At 61.6% G+C, this 24858-nt stretch carries 24 protein-coding genes; 13 read left to right on the top strand and 11 right to left on the bottom strand.

From position 1 onward, the window contains the following. Window positions 1-20 precede the first annotated feature (20 nt). The 5 genes from BM279_RS17605 to BM279_RS17585 all read left to right on the top strand — a co-directional run bounded on the left by BM279_RS17605 (window position 21) and on the right by BM279_RS17585 (window position 5825). A complete protein-coding gene (locus BM279_RS17605; RefSeq protein WP_093505832.1) occupies window positions 21-851 on the top strand; it encodes an SDR family oxidoreductase in 831 nt (276 codons plus the stop codon). A gap of 57 nt (window positions 852-908) precedes the next feature. Next, window positions 909-1295, top strand: a complete 387-nt coding sequence (locus BM279_RS17600; RefSeq protein WP_093505830.1) for an ABZJ_00895 family protein — start codon at window positions 909-911, stop codon at window positions 1293-1295. 66 nt (window positions 1296-1361) lie between these two features. Next, entirely contained in the window at window positions 1362-2774 is a 1413-nt protein-coding gene (locus BM279_RS17595) for a GGDEF domain-containing protein (RefSeq protein WP_093505828.1), read from the top strand. Between the two features lie 63 nt (window positions 2775-2837). After that, the gene (locus tag BM279_RS17590) at window positions 2838-3083 is read left to right on the top strand and encodes a hypothetical protein (RefSeq protein WP_093505826.1); all 246 of its coding nucleotides are present in this window, start codon (window positions 2838-2840) and stop codon (window positions 3081-3083) included. A gap of 108 nt (window positions 3084-3191) precedes the next feature. Beyond that, complete coding sequence (locus tag BM279_RS17585) at window positions 3192-5825, top strand: DEAD/DEAH box helicase (protein WP_093505824.1); 2634 nt, start codon at window positions 3192-3194, stop codon at window positions 5823-5825. Between the two features lie 6 nt (window positions 5826-5831). On the opposite strand, the gene BM279_RS17580 is transcribed toward BM279_RS17585, so the two are convergent. Beyond that, on the bottom strand, window positions 5832-6305 hold the full coding sequence (locus tag BM279_RS17580) for a phosphate-starvation-inducible protein PsiE (RefSeq protein ID WP_093505822.1): 474 nt from the start codon (window positions 6303-6305) through the stop codon (window positions 5832-5834). A 252-nt stretch (window positions 6306-6557) separates the two neighbouring features. On the opposite strand from BM279_RS17580, the gene BM279_RS17575 reads away from it, so the two are divergent. From BM279_RS17575 to gcvT, 5 genes are all read left to right on the top strand, one after another. Continuing rightward, the gene (locus BM279_RS17575) at window positions 6558-6821 is read left to right on the top strand and encodes a YebG family protein (protein WP_093505820.1); all 264 of its coding nucleotides are present in this window, start codon (window positions 6558-6560) and stop codon (window positions 6819-6821) included. A gap of 94 nt (window positions 6822-6915) precedes the next feature. Further along, window positions 6916-7719, top strand: a complete 804-nt coding sequence (locus tag BM279_RS17570; RefSeq protein WP_093505818.1) for a SirB1 family protein — start codon at window positions 6916-6918, stop codon at window positions 7717-7719. Between the two features lie 292 nt (window positions 7720-8011). Beyond that, window positions 8012-8395 carry a glycine cleavage system protein GcvH gene (gene gcvH, locus BM279_RS17565; RefSeq protein ID WP_013790132.1) on the top strand — a complete coding sequence of 128 codons (384 nt, stop codon included), beginning with the start codon at window positions 8012-8014 and terminating at the stop codon, window positions 8393-8395. Window positions 8396-8404: 9 nt separating this feature from the next. Then, window positions 8405-11257 (top strand): aminomethyl-transferring glycine dehydrogenase, encoded by a 2853-nt coding sequence (gene gcvP / locus BM279_RS17560; RefSeq protein ID WP_093505816.1) that lies wholly within the window; start codon window positions 8405-8407, stop codon window positions 11255-11257. Window positions 11258-11354: 97 nt separating this feature from the next. Beyond that, complete coding sequence (gene gcvT, locus BM279_RS17555; RefSeq protein WP_093505814.1) at window positions 11355-12476, top strand: glycine cleavage system aminomethyltransferase GcvT; 1122 nt, start codon at window positions 11355-11357, stop codon at window positions 12474-12476. A 32-nt stretch (window positions 12477-12508) separates the two neighbouring features. Here the strand turns inward: gcvT and BM279_RS17550 are convergent, their stop codons facing one another. Continuing rightward, window positions 12509-12865 (bottom strand): 5-carboxymethyl-2-hydroxymuconate Delta-isomerase, encoded by a 357-nt coding sequence (locus tag BM279_RS17550; protein ID WP_093505812.1) that lies wholly within the window; start codon window positions 12863-12865, stop codon window positions 12509-12511. 531 nt (window positions 12866-13396) lie between these two features. Between BM279_RS17550 and BM279_RS17545 the strand changes: the two genes are divergently transcribed. Both BM279_RS17545 and BM279_RS17540 read left to right on the top strand, forming a co-directional pair. Further along, window positions 13397-14674, top strand: coding sequence for an OprD family porin (locus tag BM279_RS17545; protein WP_093505810.1), 1278 nt, complete (start codon window positions 13397-13399; stop codon window positions 14672-14674). 148 nt (window positions 14675-14822) lie between these two features. Beyond that, window positions 14823-15761, top strand: coding sequence for a class I SAM-dependent methyltransferase (locus tag BM279_RS17540; protein ID WP_093505808.1), 939 nt, complete (start codon window positions 14823-14825; stop codon window positions 15759-15761). Here BM279_RS17540 and BM279_RS17535 read toward each other — a convergent pair. From BM279_RS17535 to BM279_RS17500, 8 genes are all read right to left on the bottom strand, one after another. After that, on the bottom strand, window positions 15748-16140 hold the full coding sequence (locus BM279_RS17535; RefSeq protein WP_093505806.1) for a 3-phosphoshikimate 1-carboxyvinyltransferase: 393 nt from the start codon (window positions 16138-16140) through the stop codon (window positions 15748-15750). The genes BM279_RS17540 and BM279_RS17535 overlap by 14 nt on opposite strands. Window positions 16141-16243: 103 nt before the next feature. Then, window positions 16244-17188, bottom strand: a complete 945-nt coding sequence (gene cyoE / locus BM279_RS17530; RefSeq protein ID WP_208604546.1) for a heme o synthase — start codon at window positions 17186-17188, stop codon at window positions 16244-16246. Between the two features lie 11 nt (window positions 17189-17199). After that, complete coding sequence (locus tag BM279_RS17525; RefSeq protein ID WP_013790124.1) at window positions 17200-17532, bottom strand: cytochrome o ubiquinol oxidase subunit IV; 333 nt, start codon at window positions 17530-17532, stop codon at window positions 17200-17202. After that, the gene (gene cyoC, locus BM279_RS17520; RefSeq protein WP_093505804.1) at window positions 17532-18155 is read right to left on the bottom strand and encodes a cytochrome o ubiquinol oxidase subunit III; all 624 of its coding nucleotides are present in this window, start codon (window positions 18153-18155) and stop codon (window positions 17532-17534) included. Before cyoC ends, BM279_RS17525 begins: the two co-directional genes overlap by 1 nt. Window positions 18156-18158: 3 nt before the next feature. Then, window positions 18159-20132 carry a cytochrome o ubiquinol oxidase subunit I gene (cyoB, locus tag BM279_RS17515; protein ID WP_093505802.1) on the bottom strand — a complete coding sequence of 658 codons (1974 nt, stop codon included), beginning with the start codon at window positions 20130-20132 and terminating at the stop codon, window positions 18159-18161. A gap of 3 nt (window positions 20133-20135) precedes the next feature. Next, a complete protein-coding gene (gene cyoA, locus BM279_RS17510) occupies window positions 20136-21032 on the bottom strand; it encodes a ubiquinol oxidase subunit II (protein WP_093505800.1) in 897 nt (298 codons plus the stop codon). Between the two features lie 455 nt (window positions 21033-21487). Further along, window positions 21488-22099, bottom strand: a complete 612-nt coding sequence (locus tag BM279_RS17505) for a DUF6436 domain-containing protein (protein WP_093505798.1) — start codon at window positions 22097-22099, stop codon at window positions 21488-21490. Then, a complete protein-coding gene (locus BM279_RS17500) occupies window positions 22096-22401 on the bottom strand; it encodes a hypothetical protein (protein ID WP_093505796.1) in 306 nt (101 codons plus the stop codon). The genes BM279_RS17505 and BM279_RS17500 overlap by 4 nt, the downstream gene beginning before the upstream one ends. Window positions 22402-22832: 431 nt before the next feature. Here BM279_RS17500 and BM279_RS17495 point away from each other — a divergent pair, with 431 nt between their 5' ends. Then, window positions 22833-23444 carry a Yip1 family protein gene (locus BM279_RS17495; RefSeq protein ID WP_178109882.1) on the top strand — a complete coding sequence of 204 codons (612 nt, stop codon included), beginning with the start codon at window positions 22833-22835 and terminating at the stop codon, window positions 23442-23444. A gap of 57 nt (window positions 23445-23501) precedes the next feature. On the opposite strand, the gene BM279_RS17490 is transcribed toward BM279_RS17495, so the two are convergent. Then, complete coding sequence (locus BM279_RS17490; protein WP_093505794.1) at window positions 23502-24842, bottom strand: glutamine synthetase family protein; 1341 nt, start codon at window positions 24840-24842, stop codon at window positions 23502-23504. Window positions 24843-24858: the final 16 nt, after the last annotated feature.

The following is a 24858-nucleotide window of genomic DNA, read 5'->3' as shown; positions in this document are numbered from 1 at the left end:
AACAATCACAAGGATTACCCATGAGTCACCCTAGGGTTCTGATCACTGGCTGCTCCAGCGGCATTGGCCGGGCACTGGCCGACACCTTCGCGCAACAGGGGTATGAGGTCTGGGCAAGCGCCCGCAAGCGCGAAGACGTGGCGCGCCTGAGCGAAGCAGGGTTCAACGCCGTGCAGCTGGACGTCAACGATGCAGCCGCGGTCGAGCAGCTGGCCGCCACGCTCAAGGAACGCATCGGCGGGCTCGACGTGCTGATCAACAATGCCGGCTACGGCGCCATGGGCCCACTGCTCGACGGCGGCGCTGCCGCCATGCGCGCGCAGTTCGAAACCAACGTGTTCTCCCTGGTCAACGTGACCCGCGCGCTGTTTCCGCTACTGCGCCAGAACAAGGGTTTGGTGATCAATATCGGCAGTGTTTCCGCCGTACTGGTGACACCGTTCGCCGGCGCTTATTGCGCCTCAAAGGCTGCGGTGCATGCTTTGAGCGACGCACTGCGGCTGGAGCTGGCGCCATTTGGCGTCGGTGTGATGGAAGTGCAGCCGGGTGCGATCGAATCCAGCTTCGGCACCCACGCCAGTCGCCAGGCCGAACAACTGATCGGCGAGCAGTCGCCATGGTGGCCGATGCGTGACGGCATTCGCGCCCGCGCCATCGCCTCGCAAGACAATCCGACACCGGCCAGCCACGTGGCGCGCAACGTATACGCTGCCGTGGCCAGTGCCAAGCGTCCAAGGGTATTGCGCCTGGGCAATGGCAGCCGCGCCCTGCCGCTGCTCTCGGCGCTGCTGCCAGGCGCCCTGCTCGACCGCGTGCTGAGCCGCCGCTTCGGCCTGGATCGCCGCTTGTAGAACCTGAATTCACAGGCGAGACTCCAAGCATCATCGCCACCGCCGAGCCCTGTCGCCATGCCGCCTTCCCAACAGCCCGTCGCCATGCTGCGTTACGCCCTCATCGGTGTGGCGGCGGCCGTGGTGCTCAATGTGCTGCTGCGCAGCTTCGTCAAACTTGGTGGCGTGCTGGCGACCCTGGTGATCGCCGCCAGCATCGCAGCACTGATGGCACTTGTATTCGCCTGGCGCCAACGCCGCCCGCCAACCCGCGGGGAACGGCGGCGCCTGGTGTGGCTGTACGGTGGCATCCTCGCCCTGCTGTATGCCTTACTGCTGACCATGATGAGCCTACAGGACGAGCCCAGCCCCATGGGCGTACTGCTCTTCATCCTGCATTACCTGGCCTATCCGTTGCTCGCGCAAATGTTGTTCTCGGAGCGCATCTTCAAACGGACTTCCTGACCAGCTGACTCCTGTCGGCCAATCGCTGCTCTACACTCGATAACAACCATAGGGAATGGAACGTCGATGAGAAGCAGCCGGCACATCAAGACTCAGGAACGACGCATCATCGTGGTACTGCTCGTGGCGTTGCTGAGCGTGCAGGTGGTCATCTACCTGGTGAGCGCTCGCACCAACCGCAGCATCGTCGAAGAAACCATCAGCAAAAGCCTGCAGACCACCACCCAGGTGGTCGACGAGTTATTGGAACTGCGCCAGCGCCAACTGACTCAGGGCGCTGCTGTGCTGGCCGCTGACTATGGCCTCAAGGAAGCCATCGCCACCGCTGAGCGCTCGACCATCGAATCCATGCTGAGCAACCACAGCAAGCGCCTGAAGGCCGACATCGCTCTGCTCAATACGCTCGACCGCCAGCTGATTGCCAGTGTGCCCAAGGAACTGCAACAGGCCGACATTGCCCCGCTACTCAAGGCCGCTGCACAGGCGGGCAGCCCGGGCGCGCAACCGGTGAGCCTGCTGCGCAGTCAAAGCGGTGTGCTTTACCAGCTGATCCACCGCGTGGTGAACATGCCTACGCCCCAGGCTGAACTGACTCTGGGTTTCGCCATTAACACCGAGTTGGCTGAAGCGCTCAAGCAGACCACCGATACCGAGTTCGTATTCCTGTCACGCGGCCAGGACGGCGCCTGGCAACTGCACGGCAATACCCTTGAAAGCAGCTTCGAGCGCTTGCTGAGCAACCCCGCGGCGCTGGTCGACGGGGCCGAGTGGACACTGCAGGACGAGAACGACGAGTACCTGATGCGCTCGGTGGCGCTGCACAATTTCAATGCCCAGAAGGCCAGCGAAGTACTGCTGATCGCAGGCAAATCACTGAACCAGCACATGGCTGCCTACGAGCGTATCGAACGTTTCCAGCGCTATCTGCTGCTAGCCAGCCTGGCGCTGTCTGCCCTGGTAGTGGCGCTGATCGGCCGGCACCTGCTGCGGCCGCTTGACACCCTGGCCCATCAGGACCCGCTAACCGAGTTGCCGAATCGCCGGGTATTCGACCTGAGCGTCACCAATGCGTTGACCAAGGGGCGCTCGGCGTCCTTCGCGCTGATGATGATCGACCTGGATCACTTCAAGCAGATCAACGACCGCTTTGGCCACGCTGCGGGCGACGAGGTACTCAAAGTCAGCGCCCGCCGGCTACGCGGCCTGCTACGCAGCATCGACGTACCGGCACGTCTTGGCGGTGACGAGTTCGCCGTGCTGCTGCCCGGTCTGGATAGGGCAGCAGCCATTCGCCTGGGCCAGCGCATAGAAGAAGAACTGAGCGATCCCATCGTATTCAATGGCCAAAATCTACAGGTGGGTGTCAGCCTCGGTATCGCCATCGCACCGACGGACGGCACTACGGCCAGCGAACTGCTGCGCATGGCCGACGCCGAAATGTACGCTGACAAGGCACAGCGCGAGAGCAATCCGATCTGAAAGGTCGAACGTCCGCGTCCGGGCAAGGGTCGCTACTGAGTACTCTCAGTTTGCGGATGCCTTATGGAATACCTCGACTGGCTGCAATGGCCGGCCATGCTGATCACCGTCATCGCTGCCTGGCTGGTCGCCTCCAAGCAGCGCCACCGCCGTAATCTGGGCTTCTGGGTGTTCATGGCCAGCAACCTCTTGTGGATCATCTGGGGGCTCTACAGCCACGCCTACGCATTGATTGTGCTGCAGTTGTGCCTGGGCGCGATGAACATTCGTGGCGCTCTCAAGACCGAGACGCCTGCCGAACGCGCCTGAGCCAGCTAGGGTCTGCCATTGCCCGACAAGCTGTGAGACCATCGGCGGCTTGCCATCGTTTTCACAGTGCCATGCCGAACCTAGTCTTGTCCCCAGAGAGCTCGTCTGATGCCTGACATCCTGCACCTGCAGCAGGCCGACTGGCGCGGCGATTTCGATGAAGGCGCGCTGCGCCGTGGCCAGGATTACGCCACACGCGGCCTGAGTCGTCTGCTCAGCCTCAAGGATCACAGCCTGCTCGCAAGTTGCCTGGGCAGCGGCGAGCGCCCCTACCAGCAGCGCATCACCCTGCACGCCTACGGCAAGGGCTGGGGTGTGACCGGCCATTGCAGCTGCCCGGTGGGCTTCAACTGCAAGCACGTGGCGGCTGCTCTGCTCACCCTGGAAGCACGGCAGCGCTCAGGCGATGATCTCGGCACCCTGATCGTCACCGAAAAGCCGGTGGATGAAACCGTGCTGGACCACGTGCAGCCGCAGCCGGTCCTGACCCTGGGTAGCCACGTGCGCGTGCATTTCGATGCGCGCAAGGGCCGCATGCTGGAGCAGACCCAGCACCGCGCCGCCCTGGCCTTCGACTACCAGGGCAACAGCGCGGTCGGTAAAACGGCCAAGGATCTGCTGGTACGCCTTGGGCCCAATCGCCAGCTGCGCATCACCCGCGACACGGCTCGGGAAACCGAGCTACGGCGCCGCCTGGAGGCTGCCGGTCTGCGTATCGCCCTGCGGCAGAGCGAAGCCCTGGCCCAGCACCCAGGCGAGCATTTCGAATTGCAGGGTGACGCCGCCTGGCTGACCTTCATGCAGCAGCAGGTACCGGCGCTACGCGACGAAGGTTGGCGCGTCGAGATCCAGCCGGATTTTCAGTACAACCTGGCCGAGATCGACGACTGGTACGCCGATGTCGACGAGATGCCCGAACAGGGCTGGTTCGACCTGGAGCTGGGCATCGAGGTGGAAGGCCAGCGCATCAGCCTGCTGCCCGTGTTGCTGCAGGCCATCCGCCGCTCGCCCTGGCTGCTTTCCGGTGATGCCCTGGCCCAACGCAATGATGAGGAACTGCTGCTGGTCAGCCTGCCCCACAGCCAGCGCCGCGTGGCCCTGCCCTACGCACGCCTGAAACCCTTGCTGGCCGCACTGGGTGAGCTGTTCATTGGCGATGCCGACGAGATTGGCACCCGCGTGCGCCTGGCGCGGGCCGATGCCGCGCGCCTCAATACCCTGCAACAGGGCCCCACCCTGAACTGGCAGGGCGGTATCGAGCTGCGCGAGTTCGCCCGGCGCCTGCAGCACACCACCCAACAGCAAGTGAGCGCACCCGCCGACCTCGCCGCGCAGCTGCGCCCCTATCAATTACAGGGCCTGGGCTGGATGCAGGCGCTGGGCGAGCTGGAAGTCGGCGGCGTGCTGGCCGACGACATGGGTCTGGGCAAAACCCTGCAGACCCTGGCGCACATTCTCCTGGAGAAGCAGAACGGTCGCCTCAAGCAGCCGGCGCTGATCGTCATGCCCACCAGCCTGATCCCCAACTGGCAGGACGAGGCCGCGCGTTTCGCGCCGACCCTCAAGGTGCTGGCCCTGCACGGTGCAAAGCGGCGTAGCCAGTTCAAGCTGATCGGCGAGCACGATGTGGTGCTCACTACCTATGCCCTGCTGCCCCGCGATCTCAAGACGTTGTCCGCACAGCGCTTCCACCTGCTGATTCTCGACGAAGCCCAGAGCATCAAGAACCCGCGCAGCAAGGCCGCCCTCGCTGCCGGCCAGATCAACGCCCGCCAGCGCCTGTGCCTGAGCGGCACGCCACTGGAAAACAACCTGGGCGAGCTGTGGTCGCTGTTCAACTTCCTGATGCCGGGTTGGCTCGGCGACGCCAAGCGCTTTACCCGCGATTACCGCACGCCCATCGAAAAGCACGGCAGCGAGCAGCGCCTGGCGCACCTGCGTGGGCGCATCAAGCCGTTCGTGCTACGCCGCAAGAAGGAACAGGTCGCCCGCGAACTGCCACCTAAAACCGAAATCATCCAGTGGGTGGAGCTGACGCCGGCCCAGCGTGACCGCTACGAGATCCTGCGCCTGGCCATGGACCGCAAGGTACGCGAGGAGATCATCCGCCAGGGCCTGGCGCGCAGCCAGATCGTCATACTCGAAGCGCTGTTGCGTCTGCGCCAGGTCTGTTGCGACCTGCGCCTGCTCGACGAGACACCAGCCGAACTGACCAGCAGCGACTCCGGCAAGCTCAGCAGCCTGCTGGACATGCTCGAAGCACTGATCGGCGAAGGCCGCCGCGTGCTGCTGTTCTCCCAGTTCACCTCGATGCTGGCGCTGATCGAAAGCGAGCTGCAGGCGCGCAACATCGGCTATGCCAAACTGACCGGCAGCACCCGGGACCGGCGCACACCCGTAGAGCAGTTCCAGGCTGGGCAATTCCCGGTCTTCCTGATCAGCCTCAAGGCCGGCGGCGCAGGCCTGAACCTGACTGCTGCCGACACCGTGATCCACTTCGATCCCTGGTGGAACCCGGCGGCCGAAGCCCAGGCCAGCGACCGCGCCTACCGCATCGGCCAGGACAAACCGGTGTTCGTCTACAAGCTGATCGCCCGCGGCAGCGTGGAAGAAAAGATCCAGCAGTTACAGCAGGCCAAGGCGAGCCTGGCCCACGGCCTGCTTGAAGAAGGCGGCAGCCAGAGCAGCTGGCAGCTCAATGAAGACGACTTGCAGGCGCTGTTCGCGCCCCTGGCCGACTGAGCGCCATCAGCGCTCGGAGTAGTTGTCGCCCACCACTTCGCCGGTCGAGTCGATGGCCTTGCTGGACGGAAACTTGTAGGACGCGAAACGCACCGCCAGCACCGACAGTGCCAGGAAGAAGATGCCGCCGCACAGGTACAGCAGGCCAATGTCCGGCGCCTTGTGATGGGATACGTCGCCGATCAGGTAACGGGTCAGCGCGGTGATGGCGATGTACAGCAGAAAGCGGATCGGCAAATGGTTGGTCTTGAAATAGATGCCGACCATCGCCCCCAGCTCCAGATAGATGAACAGCAGCAGGATGTCGTCCACGCTGGCACTGCCCTTTTCCACCATGCCTAGAAATGCGCCGACCGAGGCCCAGGCGGTCGCCGCTCCGATGGCGAACAGCCCCAGGTAATGAAAGCCCTCGACGAATAGATTACCGATCGAATTCGCGCCCTTGTGCATCCGCTTGCGGCTATCGTCGACCCACTTCATGGCATTCCCCTTTCAGATTGATACAGCCTGGCGCCGATGATGGCGCGCCCGCGTGACATTCCCATGCAGGAACAAGACCAGCGAGGCGGCTGCGCTGGCAAACAGAAGCGCCAGAACATGGGAAAGGCACATGGGATGGCGAATCTCGCGGCCAGGTTTACGCTGTTCAAACGCAGCGCAGTCGAGTAAGCTCGCCACAACTGTATGCATGAACAGTATTTTTAATTATCAGCGAAGGCGTAGAGGTGATGAATGGCCGTCGAAGTGGTGTACCGCAGCAGTCGCGACCCGGAGCGTTTGTTTATGGATAAGGCCGAAGCAGATCGTCACGACAAGATGCTGGAGCTGGCCGAGCTGCTCAGCGATGTACTGCAGAAGGCGGTGCCGTCGCTCAGCGAAGACCAAGGCGAGGAGCTGGGGATCTACATGGCCAGAAATCGCGACGTGTTCGCCAAGGCGTTCAAGAATCAGCCCGATGCCCTCGGCGAACTGGGCAGCCTGCCGGAAACAGAGTGACCGCCAGGCTGCGCCGTTAACATCTCTTCGCTTTTCCGGGCTGGACGGCCGGCGCGCGCACAGCTAAAACAGGCACATCCCCCGGGAGGTGTCCATGAGCGCGCGCGATCACTGCCTTGCCTGTCTGAACGCCGAACAGCCGGCGTTTTTCGAAGCCGCACTCTGGGTCGCTGCCGAGCACGATCCGGCGGTGGAGCCCCAGCAGCTCCTGCGCGAGCTCGAGCACCTCAAGCATCAGGTCGACTCCGGCCTGCCCAACTTCCCGCCCCAGGAACTGGCGCAGCCCTTGTTGCGCCGCCTCAGTGACCTGCATTTCTATGACGATGACGACAGCCCGGTACGCCCACAAGCCGCCTTGCTGCACAAGGTGCTGCAACGACGCCGCGGCCAGCCGCTGAGCATCGCGCTGATCGCCCTGGAACTGGCGCGTCGGCTGAATATCCCGCTGCAGGGCGTCGGGTTTCCCGGCTACTTTCTGCTGCGTGTGCCTGGCGCCGACCACCTGCTCGACCCCTGCGGCGGGCGACGACTGTACACCCGCGACTGCCGCGAGTTACTGCTGCGCTACCTCGGCCCCCATGCCCAGCTGAGCGCCGAACATATGGCGAGCTGCGACGCCCGCGGCATGATCCTGCGCCTGTCGCGCAACTTGCGCCATTTGCACGCCCAGGCAGAGGACTACATCAGTGCTTTGAAGGATGCCGAGCGGGTGCTGCAACTGGCCGCGCCAAACGTTAACGACCACCTGGCCAGGGCCGAGCTTTATCGCCACCTAGATTGCTCCCAAGCTGAACGCTTCGATGTGCAGCGGGCCCTGCTGCTGTGCGAAGACCCCGCCCAACGGCTGAAACTCGGGGATCGGCTGCGCCAATCCAGTGCGCAACCCGCGCTGCACTGAGCCCGACACATCACCGAGAGCGGCCATCGGCCAACAAGTGTATTGATTTAAATACACCGTATTCAATACGACACAGGCATAACCAACCACGACATTCCCAAGCCCGTAGCGGGCTTAAGGATATGGCGTGGCGCTTCTGTATTGAATTCAATACAAATTACCTGATCAGACAATGCAAAAATATATAAGTAATTGATTTGTAACGATTATTTTATATGGCACCGACCTTGCTAATCAGCTTCCAATCACCGCGCCCACGCAGATGGGCACAGAGTCCAACAAGGGAGTCCCCATGAGCGAATTGCGTTTCACCGTCGAGCACGAATGGCTGCGTCAGGAGGCCGATGGCCTGGTCACAGTAGGGATCACCGCCTACGCTCAAGACGCACTGGGCGACGTGGTATTCGTGCAGTTGCCCGAGCTGCAGGCCTATGCCGCCGGCGACGAGGTGGCGGTGCTGGAGTCCGTGAAGGCTGCCAGCAACATCGGCATGCCGCTGGACGGCGAAGTGGTCGAAGTGAACCCGGATCTCGAGGCCAGCCCCGAACTGGTCAATGCCGAGCCTTTGGGCCAGGGCTGGTTCTTCCGCTTCCGCCCAGCTGATGCCGGCGCCCTGGCCGGCCTGCTCGATCAGGATGCCTACGAGCGCCTGCTCAACGCCAAAGCCGACGCGTGAGATAAAGCCATGACTGATTTGACCACCCGCAACGAATTCATCGCCCGCCACATCGGTCCGCGCGATCAAGACACCGCCGCCATGCTGGAAACCCTGGGTTACAGCGACCTGGAAGCGCTGACCGCCAGCGTCATCCCGGGCAGCATCAAGGGCACCAGCGTGCTGCCGGCCGGCGACGGCCAGAGCGAAGCCGATGCCCTGGCCGCCATCAAGGCCATCGCTAGCAAGAACAAGCTGTTTCGCAACTATATCGGCCAGGGTTACTACGGCACCCATACGCCGTCGCCCATCCTGCGCAACCTGCTGGAAAACCCGGCTTGGTACACCGCCTACACCCCCTACCAGCCAGAAATTTCCCAGGGCCGCCTGGAGTCGCTGCTGAACTTCCAGACCCTGATCAGCGACCTCACCGGCCTGGCGATCGCCAACGCCTCGCTGCTTGACGAGGGCACCGCTGCCGCCGAGGCCATGACCTTCTGCAAGCGCCTGTCGAAGAACAAGGCCGCCAACGCCTTCTTCGCCTCCCGGCATTGCCACCCGCAGACCCTCGACGTGCTGCGCACCCGCGCCGAACCCCTGGGCATCGAAGTGGTGGTGGGTGACGAAGCCGCCATCAGTGACGCCAGTGCCTTCTTCGGCGCCCTGCTGCAATACCCGGCGAGCAATGGCGACATCTTCGACTACCGCGAAGTGGTCGAGCGCTTCCACGCTGCCAATGCCCTGGTCGCCGTTGCCGCCGACCTGCTGGCCCTGACCCTGCTGCAGGCGCCTGGCGAATTCGGCGCCGACGTTGCCCTGGGCAGTGCTCAACGCTTCGGCGTGCCACTGGGCTTCGGCGGCCCGCACGCGGCTTACTTCGCCACCCGTGACGCGTTCAAGCGCGACATGCCGGGGCGCCTGGTTGGCATGTCGGTAGACCGCTTCGGTAACCCGGCCCTGCGCCTGGCCATGCAGACCCGCGAACAGCACATCCGCCGCGAGAAGGCCACCAGCAACATCTGCACCGCCCAGGTGCTGCTCGCCAACATCGCCGCCATGTACGCCGTGTACCACGGCCCACAGGGGCTGACGCGAATTGCCCAGCGCGTCCACCAGTTGACCGTGATTTTCGCCCGCGGCGTGCAGAGCCTTGGCCTTGCTGTCGAGCAGCAGGCGTTCTTCGATACCGTCACTCTGCGTACCGGCGCGCAGACCGCAGCACTGCACAGCAAAGCTCGCGCCGCCAGCATCAACCTGCGTGAAGTGGATGCCGAGCGTCTCGGCCTGTCGTTCGATGAAACCACTACCCAGGCGGATATCGAGCAACTCTGGTCGCTGCTGGCAGACGGCAAGCCAACGCCGGATTTCGCTGCGCTGGCCACCCAGGGCGACAGCAGCCTGCCCGCCGGACAATTGCGCCAATCGGCGATTCTCGAACACCCGGTGTTCAATCGCTACCACTCGGAAACCGAGCTGATGCGCTACCTGCGCAAGCTCGCCGACAAGGACTTGGCGCTGGATCGCAGCATGATCCCGCTGGGCTCCTGCACCATGAAGCTCAACGCGGCCAGCGAGATGATCCCCGTCACTTGGGCCGAGTTCGGCAACCTGCATCCTTTCGCGCCTGCCGAACAGAGCGCCGGTTACCAGCAACTGACCGACGAACTGGAAGCCATGCTCTGCGCCGCCACCGGTTACGACGCCGTGTCGCTGCAACCCAACGCCGGCTCCCAGGGTGAATACGCCGGCCTGCTGGCGATTCGCGCTTATCACCACAGCCGCGGCGACGACAAACGCGACATCTGCCTGATCCCGCAATCGGCCCACGGCACCAACCCGGCCACCGCACACATGGCCGGCATGCGCGTGGTGGTGACCGCCTGCGACGCCCGCGGCAACGTCGACATCGATGACCTGCGCGCCAAGGCCGAGCAGCATCGTGACCAGCTAGCCGCAATCATGATCACCTACCCGTCGACCCACGGCGTGTTCGAGGAAGGCATTCGCGAGATCTGCGCCATCGTCCATGACAACGGCGGCCAGGTGTATATCGACGGCGCCAACATGAACGCCATGGTTGGCCTCTGCGCCCCGGGCAAGTTCGGCGGCGACGTCTCGCACCTGAACCTGCACAAGACCTTCTGCATTCCCCACGGCGGCGGCGGCCCGGGCGTCGGCCCGATTGGCGTGAAGGCCCACCTGGCGCCGTTCCTGCCCGGCCATGGCCACATGGCCCGCAAGGAAGGTGCCGTCAGTGCCGCGCCGTTCGGCAGCGCCAGCATACTGCCGATCACCTGGATGTACATCCGCATGATGGGTGGCACCGGCCTGCGCCTGGCGTCGCAGATGGCGATCCTCAACGCCAACTACATCGCCCGCCGTCTTGAGGAGCACTACCCGGTGCTGTACAGCGGTGAAGGCGGCCTGGTGGCCCACGAATGCATCCTCGACCTGCGCCCGCTGAAAGACAGCAGCGGTATTAGCGTCGACGACGTGGCCAAGCGCCTGATCGACTTCGGCTTCCACGCCCCGACCATGTCCTTCCCGGTGGCCGGCACGCTGATGATCGAGCCGACCGAGAGCGAGTCCAAAGAAGAGCTGGATCGTTTCTGCGACGCCATGATCGCCATTCGCGAAGAAATTCGCGCAGTCGAGCGCGGCCAGTTGAATGCCGACGACAACCCGCTGAAAAACGCCCCACACACCGCCGCCGAACTGGTGGGTGAATGGACGCACCCGTACAGCCGCGAACAGGCGGTCTACCCGACCCGCAGCCTGGTCGACGGCAAGTACTGGCCGCCCGTGGGCCGCGTCGACAACGTGTTCGGCGACCGCAACCTGGTCTGCGCCTGCCCGCCCATCGAGGCCTATCAGGACGCCTGATCCCGCCCCGGCTGCCGACTCGCTCGGCAGCCGCCTCCTCTTCCACGATGCCCGCGCGCTGTCGCGGGCCGCTCACAGCCTCTTACAGGAGAGCGCCATGACCACTGAAATCCTGGCGAAAACCCCACTCCATGCTCTGCACCTGGAACTCGGCGCACGCATGGTGCCGTTCGCCGGCTATGACATGCCGGTGCAGTACCCGCTCGGCGTGATGAAGGAACACCTGCATACCCGTGAAGCCGCCGGCCTGTTCGACGTTTCGCACATGGGGCAGATCATCCTGCGTGGCGCCGGTGCAGCCAAAGCGCTGGAGAGCCTGGTGCCGGTGGATATCATCGACCTGCCGGTCGGCATGCAACGCTATGCCATGTTCACGGATGAAAACGGCGGCATCCTCGACGACCTGATGGTCGCCAACCTGGGCGATGACACCTTGTTCCTGGTGGTCAACGCCGCCTGCAAGCATCAGGATCTGATGCACCTGCAACAGCGCATCGCCAACCAGTGCCAGGTCGAGTCGCGCTTCGAGCGTGCCCTGCTCGCCCTGCAAGGCCCCAAGGCAGTCGAGGTGCTGACCCGCCTGGCGCCGGAAGTCGCCAAAATGACCTTCATGCAGTTCAAGCCCGTGCGCCTGCTCGGCGTCGATTGCTATGTGAGCCGCTCCGGCTACACCGGCGAGGATGGTTTCGAGATTTCCGTACCTGCCAGTCACGCCGAAGCACTGGCGCGCAGCCTGCTGGCCGAGCCGGAGGTGCTGCCCATCGGCCTTGGCGCTCGAGACTCCCTGCGCCTGGAAGCCGGCCTGTGCCTCTACGGCCACGACATGAGCGCCGACACCACGCCCATCGAAGCCAGCCTGCTGTGGGCGATATCCAAGGCACGCCGTACCGACGGCGCGCGCCCCGGCGGCTTTCCGGGCGCGGAGCGGATCTTCGCCCAGCAGCGCGATGGCGTCGCTCGCAAGCGCGTCGGCCTGCTACCCCAGGAGCGTACGCCAGTACGCGAAGGTGCCGAGCTGGTGAATGCCGAGGGCGAAGTCATCGGCCAGGTATGCAGTGGCGGCTTCGGCCCGAGCCTGGGCGCTCCACTGGCCATGGGTTACGTGCCGAGCAGCCATGTCGCCGTGGATAGCGAGGTATGGGCACTGGTGCGCGGCAAGCGCGTCGCCATGAAGGTCGCCAAAACGCCGTTCGTGGTCCAGCGTTACTACCGCGGTTAAGGCTTCGAGGGCGGCGCGCTGCCGCCCTTTTCTCAGTCGGCCTCCAGGCAACTGCGTCGATTGCTGAACACCTCGCGGCGTATATCACGCACATCCACCGACAGGCTCTGAACATCCGGCAGACACTCCAGCAGCGCACGCACGATGGCCATCGACAGCGCTTTCTTCTGCTCGTCCGTACGACCGGCGAGCAGATAGAAGATCACGTGCAGGAAATCCTCCTCGCTGCCGCCGACCGTGAAGTGATCGTAAAGGCTTAGCCGCACCTTCACCTCGCCTTCCTTGAACAAACCGCTGCCCATGGCGGCCGCGTGAACCCTCGTTACCAGTTCTATACCGTCCACGGCTTGCAGCAGGGAGCGGGAACCTTCGATCAGGCAATGTGGCATGGCATTTCTCTTGTTTTGATATTGTCATCCGTTATCGCACAACACAGACGAGCTGGCGAGGCCACGCCCCCACTGCTCCTAAAACATTGCGAACGGGCCTTGCAGAGTACCCTGCCATAACCTGAAAGCCTCTATTCACTAGGCATTGGCTATAGGTGCAGGGTAACGAAACAGCGCACGCGGAAATATCAGGTGATCTTTTCATCAGCTTGCGTTGACAAGCAGATTGGGAGCTGTCGATAATCGCCGCCAATGTTGTATGACAACAAGCCTTATAAAAACAAAAAAGGTCGCACCATGAAGCCAGTCTTCACGTCACCTGCATATCCTCTTCCGGGCAACCGCGCCCGACCCGTCGCATTCATCTCGTTACCTGCGCGCTACCTATTCGCCGATGGCTAGGGCCTGAGGCAGAGCCCTGCGTGATCGCGCAGGGCTGCGCCCTGTAAAGGGCATTTCATACCGACCTCACGGCATGTCGATCAACGACTGGCAGAGGACGGCTGTTAAAAAACCGGGAGCACAACAATAATGACCGCACGCAAACTCATCTCGCTGGGCCTGATCGGGGCCGGAACCATGGCCCTGGCCGTGCCGTTCGCCGCCCATGCCGAAGGCTTCGTAGACGATGCCAAGGTGTCGCTGAACCTGCGCAACTACTACTTCAACCGTAACTACCTCAACGGTACCGACCCGGTCATCAATGGCGAGCGCCAAGGTCAGGCAGAGGGCTGGACGCAGAGCTTCATTCTCGATGCTCGCTCCGGCTACACCGCTGGCACCGTAGGCTTCGGCATCGACGTGCTGGGCCTCTACTCGGTCAAGCTGGACGGCAATGCCAATACCAGCAACAGCGGCCTGCTGCCAGAGCATGGCCCAGCTGGCAATCGCAACGTCCCTGACGACTTTGGGCGTACCGCTGTAGCCGCAAAGGCCAAGATATCCAAAACCGAACTCAAGGTCGGCGAGTGGTTCGCAGTGCTGCCGATCCTGCGCGCCGACGATGGCCGCTCGCTACCGCAAACCTTTAAAGGCGCTCAGATCACCTCCAATGAGATCGATGGCCTGACCCTGTATGGCGGTCGTTTCAACGGTAACAGCCAGCGTAATGACGCCAGCATGGAGCGTATGTCCTTCACCAATGGAACCCGCTTCGACAGCAGCGCGTTCAACTTCGGCGGTGGCGAATACAAATTCAACGGCAACAACACACTGGTCGGCCTGTGGCACGCACGCCTGGAAGACGTGTACCAACAGAGCTATGTGCAGCTCACTCACAGCCAGCCAGTCGGTGACTGGGTGCTCGGTGCCAACCTCGGCTATGTGACAGGCAAGGAAGAAGGCTCGGCCAAAGCCGGCGATCTGGATAACAAGGTCTATCAGGGCGCCCTGTCGGCCAAGCGCGGCAACAACACCTTCCTCGTGGGTTATCAGCGCCTCAGCGGTGACACCAAGTTCATGCGTGTAGACGGCGCCAGCGGCGGTACGCTGGTCAACGACGGCTTCACCACCAGCTTCGACAGCCCTGAAGAGCGCTCCTGGCAGGTTCGTCACGATTACAACTTCGCTGGTCTGGGCATCCCTGGCCTGGTGCTGATGAACCGTTACATGAGTGGCTCGAACATTCACACCTCTGGTCGCAGCGATGCTGAAGAGTGGGCACGCGAATCCGAACTGGCTTACACCGTGCAGGATGGCACCTTCAAGAACCTGAGCATCCGCTGGCGTAACTCCAGCGTCCGCCGCGATGTCGGCCAGGACGCCAGTGAGAACCGCCTGATCTTCAACTACCCGTTGTCGATCCTGTAACACGCATATCGCATCGCTGAACTCCAGTGGCATATCTTGCCCGTCCTAGTGACGGGCTTTTTTATGCCCCGCGAAACGCCCTTGCTCATAAGCTGCAGACGTCTTTGGTTTACACTGCCGCGCCGCGCCTGCCGATAGCTCCACGCCCATGAATGCCACCCAAATCACTCTGCTACGCCAACACCTGACTAACACTCTGATCACCCCACCAAGTGAAACACGCCGCCTGTTTCACGGTCGTGGCCGTTGCTGGGAGGGGCTCGAACACATCACGGTCGACTGGCTGCAAGGCATCGTGCTGGTGTGCCTGTTTCGCGAGCCGCCGGATGATCAGCTAAAAGCCCTGCAGGCCATGCTGCAGCAACTGATCGAGTCGGATGAGTGGCAAGGCAGCGGCGCCCACAGCCTCTTCCTGCAACAGCGCTACCTGCCCGACAGCCCGATACAGTGTCTGGTTGGCGAGCTGCCCGAAGAGTGGATTATCGAAGAAGACGGCCTGCGCTACCTGCTCGACCTGGGCCGCAAGCAGAACACTGGCCTGTTTCTCGATATGCGCCTGGGACGGCGTTGGGTGCGGGATAACGCTAAGGACCAACGGGTGCTCAACCTGTTCGCCTACACCTGCGGCTTTTCGATCGCTGCGCTGGCTGGCGATGCCGAGCATGTGGTCAACCTGGACATGGCCAAGGCGGCCCTGGCCCGCGGCCGTGAAAACCACCGCCTCAACGAGCATGACCTGAGCAAGGTGAGCTTTCTCGGCCACGAGCTGTTCAAGTCGTGGGGCAAGGTGAAGCGCCATGGCCCGTACGACCTGATCATCATCGACCCGCCCTCCTTCCAGAAAGGCAGCTTCGCCCTGACCCGCGACTACCAGAAGATCCTGCGCCGGCTGCCCGAACTGCTCAGCCCTGAAGGCTCGGTACTGGCCTGCGTCAACGACCCGGATATCGACAGCGACTTCCTGATCAAGGGCATGGCCAGCGAAGCGCCTGAGTTGCACTTCGAGCGCCGCCTGGACAACCCGCCGGAATTTCCCGACGTGAGCCCTGAAGGCGGGCTCAAGGTGTTGCTGTTCAGGCGCGGTTGAACCAGTCCCAAAGCCCCAGGGAGAAGTTGGAAAACAGGTTGATGCCTAGTGCGGACTTGATCAGGTAGAGGAACAGCAGGCCAATCGCCAGGGAGACCATCAGGAACAGGCTCATGCCCAGCGCCTTGGCGGTCAGCGATAGCTCCTGCTGAGCGCGCGTCAGGTCACGGCGGTTGCGACCGGCCAGAAACACGAAGTAGTAGCGCCAGCGCCATATCCTCAATGTCCCGCGCAGGTCGACGGGGTGGCTGCCCCACTGCCGTGCACCGAAGGCCACTTTGAGCGCGGCGAGCTGCTCAGCGCTGAAGGAGTCGCGCAGGTCTTCAGGCAAGCGCTCCTTGAGGCCGATGATGAAAGCGTCTTTATCGTTCACGGTCATGTTTTCCACTCTCAGAATTCGGCGTACATAGATTATCAGCGCCTAACGAAAACGGGCCCCGTCACCAGTGATGACGGGGCCCGCCTGATTCGCTCGTCAAGGCTCAGCGCGAGGCAAATGCCGCACAGAAACCACTGACGTTGTCGACGCCGCAGATGTGATTGACCGAGGTCATCAGCATCTGGCTCGGCGTGGCCTGGAAGTCCACCGACATCATCACGCTCAGAGCGGTGATGGTGACGATGGAGAACACGAACAGCTTGCGTGCCCAGACCTTGTCATCGACGGCCTTGTAACCCGACACCCCCATCCACAACCAGTAGGCACCGCTGACTGCCGCTACCACGAAGTAGCTGTAGCCGGCATAACCACTGATGGTCAGCATCAGGGTGGCGACCAGGAACGCGGCGATGTACAGGACGATGCTGCGCTTGGCAGCAGGAACGCCCTTGATCACGGGCAACACCGGAATGTTGGCGGCCTGGTAGTCGTTGAAACGAAAGATGGCGATAGCGTACGAGTGGGGCATCTGCCAGAGGCTGAAGATCAGCAGCAGAATGGCTGCCCCCATGTCGAACTCGTTGCTTACAGCGCAATAGCCCACAACAGGCGGAGCGGCGCCCGACAGACTGCCAACCAGGGTTCCATAAACCGAATTGCGCTTGAGGTACAGGCTGTACAGCCCGACGTAGACGACGAAGCCCATGAGGACCAAGGCGACTGCAAGCAGATTCGTGGCTTTATAGAGCAAGGCAACGCCTGCAATCCCGAGGATGCAGGCGTAAACGATGGCATGAGTCGGCGGAACCAGGCCTTTTACCAGCACCCTGTTCTTGGTCCGCTCCATCTTTTCATCGATGTCCATATCGATGTAGTTGTTGAACACGCAACCGGAAGCAATCACCAGAGCGACGCCGAATGCTGTTGCCAGGAACAGCATCAGGTCGATATCCCCCTTCGAAGCCAGGAAGAAACCACCGGCCACGGAAATCATGTTCCCGAAGACGATGCCCGGCTTGGTCAGGAGCAGGTATTGCTTGAACATCAGGCTGCTCTCTTTTAATTGGCCATCATGTAGTAGTGCATGCTCCAGATGATCCAGATGGAGAGCGCTACGACGATGATGGTGATCAGGATGGTGAACACGAAAGCAACCGTGTTCCAACGCTGAGCGGACGAAGTGTTCATGTGCAGGAAGTACACCAAGTGCACATAGATCTGCACGACCGCGAACGCGACGATGGTGAACAGCGTGGCCGCTTTCGACATGACGGGGTTCATCACGATCGCGAACGGGATCACGGTGAGGATCACCGACAGCACGAAGCCGACGACGTAATCCTTGGTGCTGCCATGGCTTGCGCCAGCGGCAGAGTGGTGATCATGAGCCATTACAGAGCCCCCATCAGGTAAACAACGGTAAACACGCAGATCCAGACCACATCGAGGAAGTGCCAGAACAGGCTCAGGCAGCTCAGGCGCGTCTGGGTGACCGGAGTCAGGCCACGGCTGGCGACCTGGTGCATCATCACGGCCATCCACAACAGGCCGGCACTGACGTGCAGACCATGGGTGCCGACCAGCGTGAAGAATGCCGACCAGTAGGCGCTGACCTGTGGCGCGGCGCCTTCATGGATCAGGTGGTGGAACTCGTACAGCTCGATCGAGATGAACACCAGGCCGAACAGGAAGGTCGCGGCGAGCCAGGACAACACTTTGCCCTTGTCGCCACGGTACATGGCCAGCATGGCCATGCCGTAGGTGATACTGGAGAACAACAGGGCGAAGGTTTCGACCAGAACCAGCTTCAGGTCGATCAGATCCTTCGGAGTAGGCCCGCCGGCGTACGCGGTGCTGAGCACCGCGAAGCCTGCAAAGATACTCGCGAACAGGATGCAGTCGGTCATCAGGTAAATCCAGAACCCGAAGACCTTCATTTCACCCGCGTCGTGGTGATGCTCGTGCTCATGATCATCGTCATGAGCGGCGTGGTTGCTCAAAACTTCACTGGACATGGTTTACGCCTGCTTAGCCTTTGCTTGAATGTGTGCATTCTCGATGCGCTCGATCTCATCGGGCTGCACGTAGTAATCGACGTCTGTGTTGTAGCTGTTGCGAATCAGAACGGCGAAAGTACCTACGAAGCTCAATGCAGCCAGCCACCAGATATGCCAGATCAGGGCGAAGCCGAAGGCCAGCGCGCCAATGGACATGATCAAGCCAACGCCGGTGTTCTTCGGCATGTGGATCGGAGAGTACTTGCTAGGCGCAGGCTTGAGGCCGTCACGCTTCTGCTCGTGGAACTCGTCGATACGGTCAGCATGCGGAGTAACGGCGAAGTTGTAGAACGGAGGTGGCGAGGAAGTCGACCACTCCAGGGTACGGGCGTCCCACGGGTCGCCAGTCACGTCGGCCAGTTCCTTGCGCTTGATGATCGACACAGCGAACTGGATCAGGGTGCACAGGATACCGATACCGATCAGCACGGCGCCGAAAACGGCCACGTACAGCCACGGTTCCCACTCAGGGTTGGTGGTGCTGTTCAGGCGACGGGTCATGCCCATGAAGCCCAGTACGTACAGCGGCATGAAGGCGAAGTAGAAGCCGACGATCCAGAACCAGAAGGACGCCTTGCCCCAGCCTTCGTGCAGTTTGAAGCCGAACGCTTTCGGGAACCAGAAGGTGATACCGGCCATATAGCCGAATACCGCACCGCCGATGATCACGTTGTGGAAGTGGGCGATCAGGAACAGGCTGTTGTGCAGCAGGAAGTCAGCACCCGGAACGGCCAGCAGTACGCCGGTCATACCACCGATGGAGAAGGTGATGATGAAGCCCAGGGTCCAGAGGATCGGCGAAGTGAACTCCAGACGACCGCGGTACATGGTGAACAGCCAGGTGAAGATCTTCACACCGGTCGGAATGGCGATAATCATCGTCGCGATACCGAAGAAGGCGTTGACGCTGGCGCCAGAACCCATGGTGAAGAAGTGGTGCAGCCATACCACGAACGACAGTACGGTGATCGCCACGGTAGCCCAGACCATCGAGGCGTAACCGAACAGACGCTTGCGTGCGAACACTGCAGTGACTTCGGAGAACACACCGAAAGCCGGCAGGATCAGGATGTACACCTCAGGGTGGCCCCAGGCCCACAGGAGGTTGACGTACATCATCGGGTTGCCACCTGCTTCGTTGGTGAAGAAGTGGAAATCCAGGTAACGGTCCAGAGTCAGCATGCCGAGTACGGCTGTCAGGATCGGGAACGCGCCGCAGATGATCACGCTGGTGCACAGGATGGTCCAGGTGAAGATCGGCATTTTCATCAGGGTCATGCCAGGGGCACGCATCTTGATGATGGTCACGAAGAAGTTGACACCGGTGAGCAGCGTACCGATACCAGATATCTGCAGCGCCCATATGTAGTAGTCGACCCCGACCCCCGGACTGTACTCGATCCCCGACAATGGCGGATATGCGACCCAGCCGGTCATGGCGAACTCACCCACGAACAGGGAGATGTTGGTCAGCAGCACGCCAACCACGAACAGCCAGAAGCTCAGCGAGTTCAGGAACGGGAAGGCAACGTCGCGCGCACCGATCTGCAGCGGCGTGACGATGTTCATCAGACCGACCACCAGTGGCATGGCCACGAAGAAGATCATGATCGTACCGTGAGCGGTGAAGATCTGATCATAGTGGTGCGGTGGCAGATAGCCTTCGGAGCCACCCGTGGCGATCGCCAGCTGGGTACGCATCATGATTGCGTCAGCGAAGCCACGCAGCAGCATGACCAGGGCGACGAGAATGTACATCACGCCGATTTTCTTGTGGTCGACCGAGGTCAGCCACTCGTGCCACAGGTAGCCCCACTTCTTGAAGTAGGTCAGGGCACCGACCAGCCCGAGACCACCCAGAACCACCGCAATCATGGTGACTACAAGGATGGGCTCGTGCAGGGGTATTGCATCTAGTGTCAGCTTTCCGAACATCGTTTATTCCTCCGCACCTGAAGCGTGCGCGGCTTCGCTCACAGGGTTGCTCTTGTAATCGATGTACTGGCCGAGGATCTGCCGGAACAGACCTGGCTGAGCATTGAAGTACTCGACTGGGTTGTTTTCACTCGGTTTGGCGAGCATCTGATAGCTGCCGTTGAAGTCCAGAGTGTTGGGCGACTGCTTGGCCTTGGCGACCCACTGGTCGAACTCTTCCTGGCTGGTCGCATGGGTCTGGAACTTCATGCCGGAGAAACCGTGACCGCTGTAGTTACCGGACAGGCCGAAGAACTCACCCTCTTCGTTGGCGATCAGGTGCAGTTGGGTGCGCATACCGCCCATGGCGTAGACCATGCCGCCGAGCTGCGGGATGAAGAAGGTGTTCATCACGGTCTGCGAAGTGATCTGGAAGCTGATCGGCGTGTTGGCCGGGATGTACAGCTCATTGACCGAAGCGACACCTTGCTCCGGGTAGATGAATAGCCATTTCCAGTCCAGCGAAACCACTTCAACGGTCAGCGGCTTGTTCTCGTGCTCAAGGGGCTTGTAGGGGTCGAGCGAGTGGGTGGTCTTCCAGGTGATCACCGCCAGCACGATGATGATCACGCAAGGGACGCCCCAGACGATGGCCTCGATCTTGTGCGAGTGAGCCCACTCAGGCGCGTAGGTCGCGTCCTTGTTCGAGGAGCGATAGCGCCAGGCGAACAGAATGGTCATGAAAATGACGGGTACCACCACGATCAGCATCAGCAGAGTGGCGGTAATGATCAGGTTGCGCTGCTCAATGCCGATTTGGCCTTTCGAATCGAAAAGAACCCAGTCGCAGCCACTCAGGGAGACGGCCACGACAATCGTCAGAAGCGTGCGGAACAAGCGGTGGTACTTCTCTTCTCTCATTTCACGACCTTCAGCAAAGTGATATCCCACATAGCGTTCTGTTCAGCCTGACGACGCCCAATACAGCAGGGCATGCCAGGAAAACGATGCGCCGAGGCACCGAAATCGTTTCAGCTTCGAAACTACTAAACGGAGGGGGCGACATTTTCGGTTACGCGGCCGAAAAAACCAACCGCATAACGACGATGGGCCTACAAATAGTCGGGGTGTACTAGCCGCCCCGCCCTGCCCCGACCCTGCCAAACCAGCCGCAATCCAGCAGCTGGCAACAGCTCGCTCAACTCGCAAAGCCCCACATGATCACCGCTACAGCCAGAGAGCGAGAGATCGCCTAGAGGCCGAGCGCGAATTACCGGAAGCGTTGCGATATATAATAGTGGCTCATATCGGCGCATTTGCGCGTCAATATGTCGCACAGCAGTAACCCCAAAAAAACTATGGATTACTGCGATGAATCAAGAATCCTCTTTCGCCTGCCAGTCGCAGTAGCACCCCACCGCCATGGTGTTGGCCGCCGAGACGCTGCGGTTGGCCGACAGCGCGTCGAGAATCGGCTCGACGAAACTGTTCGATGAGTTGCACACCAGCCCCTCGCTGTACGGGCCAGCATAGGCCAGGTTGCCCTTCTGATCCCAGATGGCGATGGCCGGGCTGGCCGGAATCGATTCCATGCCTTCGATGGATTCCAGAGGCGTCAGCTTGCCGCGCAGAAACGGCAGCATCTCGCCTTTGCTGCCCGGCTTCTGCACGCTGTAGAACTCGACGCCGGAAAACCGGTACAGGCCGATCAGGTAATTGAGGTGAGCGTCGGTTTCCTTGTGGCAGGGGCATTGCGGGTCCCAGAAGTGCACCACACGAATCTTGCCCGGCCCAGCCAGCTCAGCGGGCAGCTTGAGGCCGCCGCCCTGGAAGAACACCGCCTGCTGCTCCTGATCACCAAAAGGCCGCAGGTACGATACCCCGAAGCGGCTCCACGCCCAGGCCGCCATGGCTACGACGATGACCAGCGCCACCAGACACAGGCTCAACAAGAAGCGCTTGGACGGTGCGGCCTGCTCCTGACTCATCGCTCGGAATCCTGCCCGTACTTGATGCGGAACTGCTTTTCCATTTCCTTGCAGCTGTCGGTGGCAAAAGCACGGGAGGTGGGCGTGGCCGACGGGTCGTTGGCCTTGACCCAGCAGGCCTGAATGGCGCGCTGTTCGTTGGCCTGCACGTCAGCCGTCTGCTCACGGGTGATGGCATAGATGATGATGCCGAACACCAGCACGATAAAACCCAGGCCCAGCAGGGTCAGCCACAGACAACCACCGCGCTTGCCGCTGTCCAACTGCTCGGGGGATCGATTAAGTGCCTTGTCGTCGCTCATGTTCTAGCCCTGCCTGAGAGGGTGCGCAACATAGCATTTTTGCCCATCCCGAGGCAGAGGCCAAAAAGCACATATAAAAAATACGGGAATAGCCCTCCCCTGCCTTTTCAGCCCGCCAGACCGGCGGATGCAGGTTTTCTGGCGCTAGTGGCAGGCCGGCTTTAGTCGAGTCTCGACATACCCCGTTACGAGGCGTTGCCGCTTGTCCGTGAGCACCGCTGTGCGCCTCCAGCCGGGGCATGGGACCGCAACATGGCGTTCCATGAACAGGCGGCATACATGGAGGCGGCGAATTTCTGGTCAAACCTATTGCGGTGATCTTCACTCATACCTGTGAGGGCTGAATTGAATGGCAATTGCCGCACAATCCAGGCTGATCAGCTCTCGGATATCTCATGCCGGCGCGATGCTGGAGCCAGAGGAGAAGAGTCATGATCAATCACATTTGGGGGTTGCTGTCCAATCCGGGCCGCGAGTGGCGCAACATCGACCGGGAAAGGGAAAGCATCACCAACCTTTATGCACGACACGTTCTGCTGATGGCACTCATCCCCGTCGTCAGCGCTTTCATCGGTACCACCCAGATCGGCTGGCAACTGGGCGGTGATGCGTACCAGGTGGCGGTACCGACCGCGGCAGTGCTGGGCATCGTGTTCTACATCCTGATGCTGATCGGCGTGGCGATCATGGGTAACGTCATCCACTGGATGTCCGACTCCTTCGCCAGCCGCCCGAGCCGCAGCCGCTGCATCATCTTCGCCGGCTATGTGGCCACGCCACTGTTCATCGCCGGCATCGCGCTGCTCTATCCGAAAGCCTGGCTACTGCTGATTGTTGGCATCATCGCCCTGGCGTACAGCGCACGCCTGCTCTACGTGGGCATGCCGGCGTTCCTGCGCATCCCGGTCAACGAGGGGCTGACCATCTCCGGCGGCACCCTGGCCATCGGCGTGCTGGTACTGGAACTGTTGCTGGCCCTGACCGTGGCGCTGTGGGGCCTGGGCTTCAATGACTATGCGGTGAGCTGGTCACTGTTCCGCTAACCCACTGCTCCATAGAAAAACCCGCCATTGGCGGGTTTTTCTATTTATGCACGTACATCATAGGAACCAGCGGTACTCGCGGGCATTGATATGCTCCATGAACGCCAGATGATCCTGGCGCTTGTTCTCGCAGTAGACCATCACGAACTCCTCGCCCAGCCCGGCATTTACTGCTGGGTGATGACGCATCTGCGCCACCGCGCCAAGCATGTCCATGGGAAAGTCGATACCGCTCTGACGATTCTTGTTCAGCGGCTCGATGGGCTCGGCGCGCTGTTCCAGGCCATGCTCCATGGCCGAAAGGATGGCCGCCAGCACCAGGTATGGGTTGGCATCGGCTCCGGCCAGGCGATGCTCGATGCGCAGGTTGCGGGCGTCGGAGTCGGGAATTCGCACGCAGGCATCGCGATCCTCGTAACCCCAGCTGGCACGGCTGGCGGCGTTCACCCGCGAGCCGTAGCGGCGATAGGCGTTGTGGTGCGGCGCGAAAATCGGCATGCAGTGCGGCAGCCAGTCCAGGCAACCGGCCACGGCGTGGCGCAGCGGCTGGCCATCATCCGGCGCCAGCAGGTTATCGCCTTGCCCGTCATATAGACTCACGTGCACGTGCATGCCGCTACCCGGCGCATCCAGGTAAGGCTTACTCATGAAGCTCGCCCGATGACCATGCTTGAGCGCCACGCCGCGGGTCAGACGGGTGAACAATGCCGCCCAGTCGGCCGCCTGCAGGCCATCCTCGCAATGGCCGAAATTGATCTCGAACTGCCCGGGGCCGATCTCTGCGGTGATTACGTTGGCGTCGATGCCCTGCTCATTGGCCACCTCGACGATCTCGTGCAGCACCGGGGAGAACCGCGACAGACGCTCGATATGCAGGTTGGGCTGGTCGTCCTCGTCGCCGCACAACGGGTCGCGGGGGAATTGCGGCAAACCGTCCTTCAGCGCCCGGTCGAACAGATAGAACTCCAGCTCGAAAGCCACCACCGGATGAATGCCCTTGGCCGCCAGGCGCGCCAGCACGCGGGCCAGCACTTCCCGGGGCTCGAACTCGATGGGCGATTCGGTGCCGTCCGAGCTGATCAGCATCTGCCCCAGAGGCTGCTGCTCCCACCGCACGGGTTTCAGCGTGCCGGGAATCAGCCGCCGCGTGGCATCCGGGTCACCGTCATTGAAGCAATAGTCGCCGATCTCGTGCAGGCCGCCCTGGGCACCCAGCAGTACGCAGTTCTGCGGCAGCTTGAGCAGGCTGCCAGCGGCGACCTTCTCGAGCATGTCGATGGGGTAGCGCTTGCCGTAGAAATGCCCGGGGATGTCCAGACAGATCAGATCGACATAACGCACGTCGGGGTATGCGGCGCGAAAGGCGCGGACTTCGTCGGACAGGCTGGTGAAGGTCATGTGTGATTTCCCGTGT

It is taken from the genome of Phytopseudomonas straminea (assembly GCF_900112645.1).
Lineage (GTDB): Bacteria > Pseudomonadota > Gammaproteobacteria > Pseudomonadales > Pseudomonadaceae > Aquipseudomonas > Aquipseudomonas straminea.
This window is presented reverse-complemented; position numbering and strand designations above follow the sequence as displayed.

Excerpts from the sequence above, each read along its gene's own strand:
- BM279_RS17605 (WP_093505832.1), top strand. The coding sequence starts at position 21 with ATGAGTCACCCTAGGGTTCTGATCACTGGCTGCTCCAGCGGCATTGGC.
- BM279_RS17600 (WP_093505830.1), top strand. The coding sequence starts at position 909 with ATGCCGCCTTCCCAACAGCCCGTCGCCATGCTGCGTTACGCCCTCATC.
- BM279_RS17595 (WP_093505828.1), top strand. The coding sequence starts at position 1,362 with ATGAGAAGCAGCCGGCACATCAAGACTCAGGAACGACGCATCATCGTG.
- BM279_RS17590 (WP_093505826.1), top strand. The coding sequence starts at position 2,838 with ATGGAATACCTCGACTGGCTGCAATGGCCGGCCATGCTGATCACCGTC.
- BM279_RS17585 (WP_093505824.1), top strand. The coding sequence starts at position 3,192 with ATGCCTGACATCCTGCACCTGCAGCAGGCCGACTGGCGCGGCGATTTC.
- BM279_RS17580 (WP_093505822.1), bottom strand. The coding sequence starts at position 6,305 with ATGAAGTGGGTCGACGATAGCCGCAAGCGGATGCACAAGGGCGCGAAT.
- BM279_RS17575 (WP_093505820.1), top strand. The coding sequence starts at position 6,558 with ATGGCCGTCGAAGTGGTGTACCGCAGCAGTCGCGACCCGGAGCGTTTG.
- BM279_RS17570 (WP_093505818.1), top strand. The coding sequence starts at position 6,916 with ATGAGCGCGCGCGATCACTGCCTTGCCTGTCTGAACGCCGAACAGCCG.
- gcvH (WP_013790132.1), top strand. The coding sequence starts at position 8,012 with ATGAGCGAATTGCGTTTCACCGTCGAGCACGAATGGCTGCGTCAGGAG.
- gcvP (WP_093505816.1), top strand. The coding sequence starts at position 8,405 with ATGACTGATTTGACCACCCGCAACGAATTCATCGCCCGCCACATCGGT.
- gcvT (WP_093505814.1), top strand. The coding sequence starts at position 11,355 with ATGACCACTGAAATCCTGGCGAAAACCCCACTCCATGCTCTGCACCTG.
- BM279_RS17550 (WP_093505812.1), bottom strand. The coding sequence starts at position 12,865 with ATGCCACATTGCCTGATCGAAGGTTCCCGCTCCCTGCTGCAAGCCGTG.
- BM279_RS17545 (WP_093505810.1), top strand. The coding sequence starts at position 13,397 with ATGACCGCACGCAAACTCATCTCGCTGGGCCTGATCGGGGCCGGAACC.
- BM279_RS17540 (WP_093505808.1), top strand. The coding sequence starts at position 14,823 with ATGAATGCCACCCAAATCACTCTGCTACGCCAACACCTGACTAACACT.
- BM279_RS17535 (WP_093505806.1), bottom strand. The coding sequence starts at position 16,140 with ATGACCGTGAACGATAAAGACGCTTTCATCATCGGCCTCAAGGAGCGC.
- BM279_RS17525 (WP_013790124.1), bottom strand. The coding sequence starts at position 17,532 with ATGGCTCATGATCACCACTCTGCCGCTGGCGCAAGCCATGGCAGCACC.
- cyoC (WP_093505804.1), bottom strand. The coding sequence starts at position 18,155 with ATGTCCAGTGAAGTTTTGAGCAACCACGCCGCTCATGACGATGATCAT.
- cyoB (WP_093505802.1), bottom strand. The coding sequence starts at position 20,132 with ATGTTCGGAAAGCTGACACTAGATGCAATACCCCTGCACGAGCCCATC.
- cyoA (WP_093505800.1), bottom strand. The coding sequence starts at position 21,032 with ATGAGAGAAGAGAAGTACCACCGCTTGTTCCGCACGCTTCTGACGATT.
- BM279_RS17505 (WP_093505798.1), bottom strand. The coding sequence starts at position 22,099 with ATGAGTCAGGAGCAGGCCGCACCGTCCAAGCGCTTCTTGTTGAGCCTG.
- BM279_RS17500 (WP_093505796.1), bottom strand. The coding sequence starts at position 22,401 with ATGAGCGACGACAAGGCACTTAATCGATCCCCCGAGCAGTTGGACAGC.
- BM279_RS17495 (WP_178109882.1), top strand. The coding sequence starts at position 22,833 with ATGATCAATCACATTTGGGGGTTGCTGTCCAATCCGGGCCGCGAGTGG.
- BM279_RS17490 (WP_093505794.1), bottom strand. The coding sequence starts at position 24,842 with ATGACCTTCACCAGCCTGTCCGACGAAGTCCGCGCCTTTCGCGCCGCA.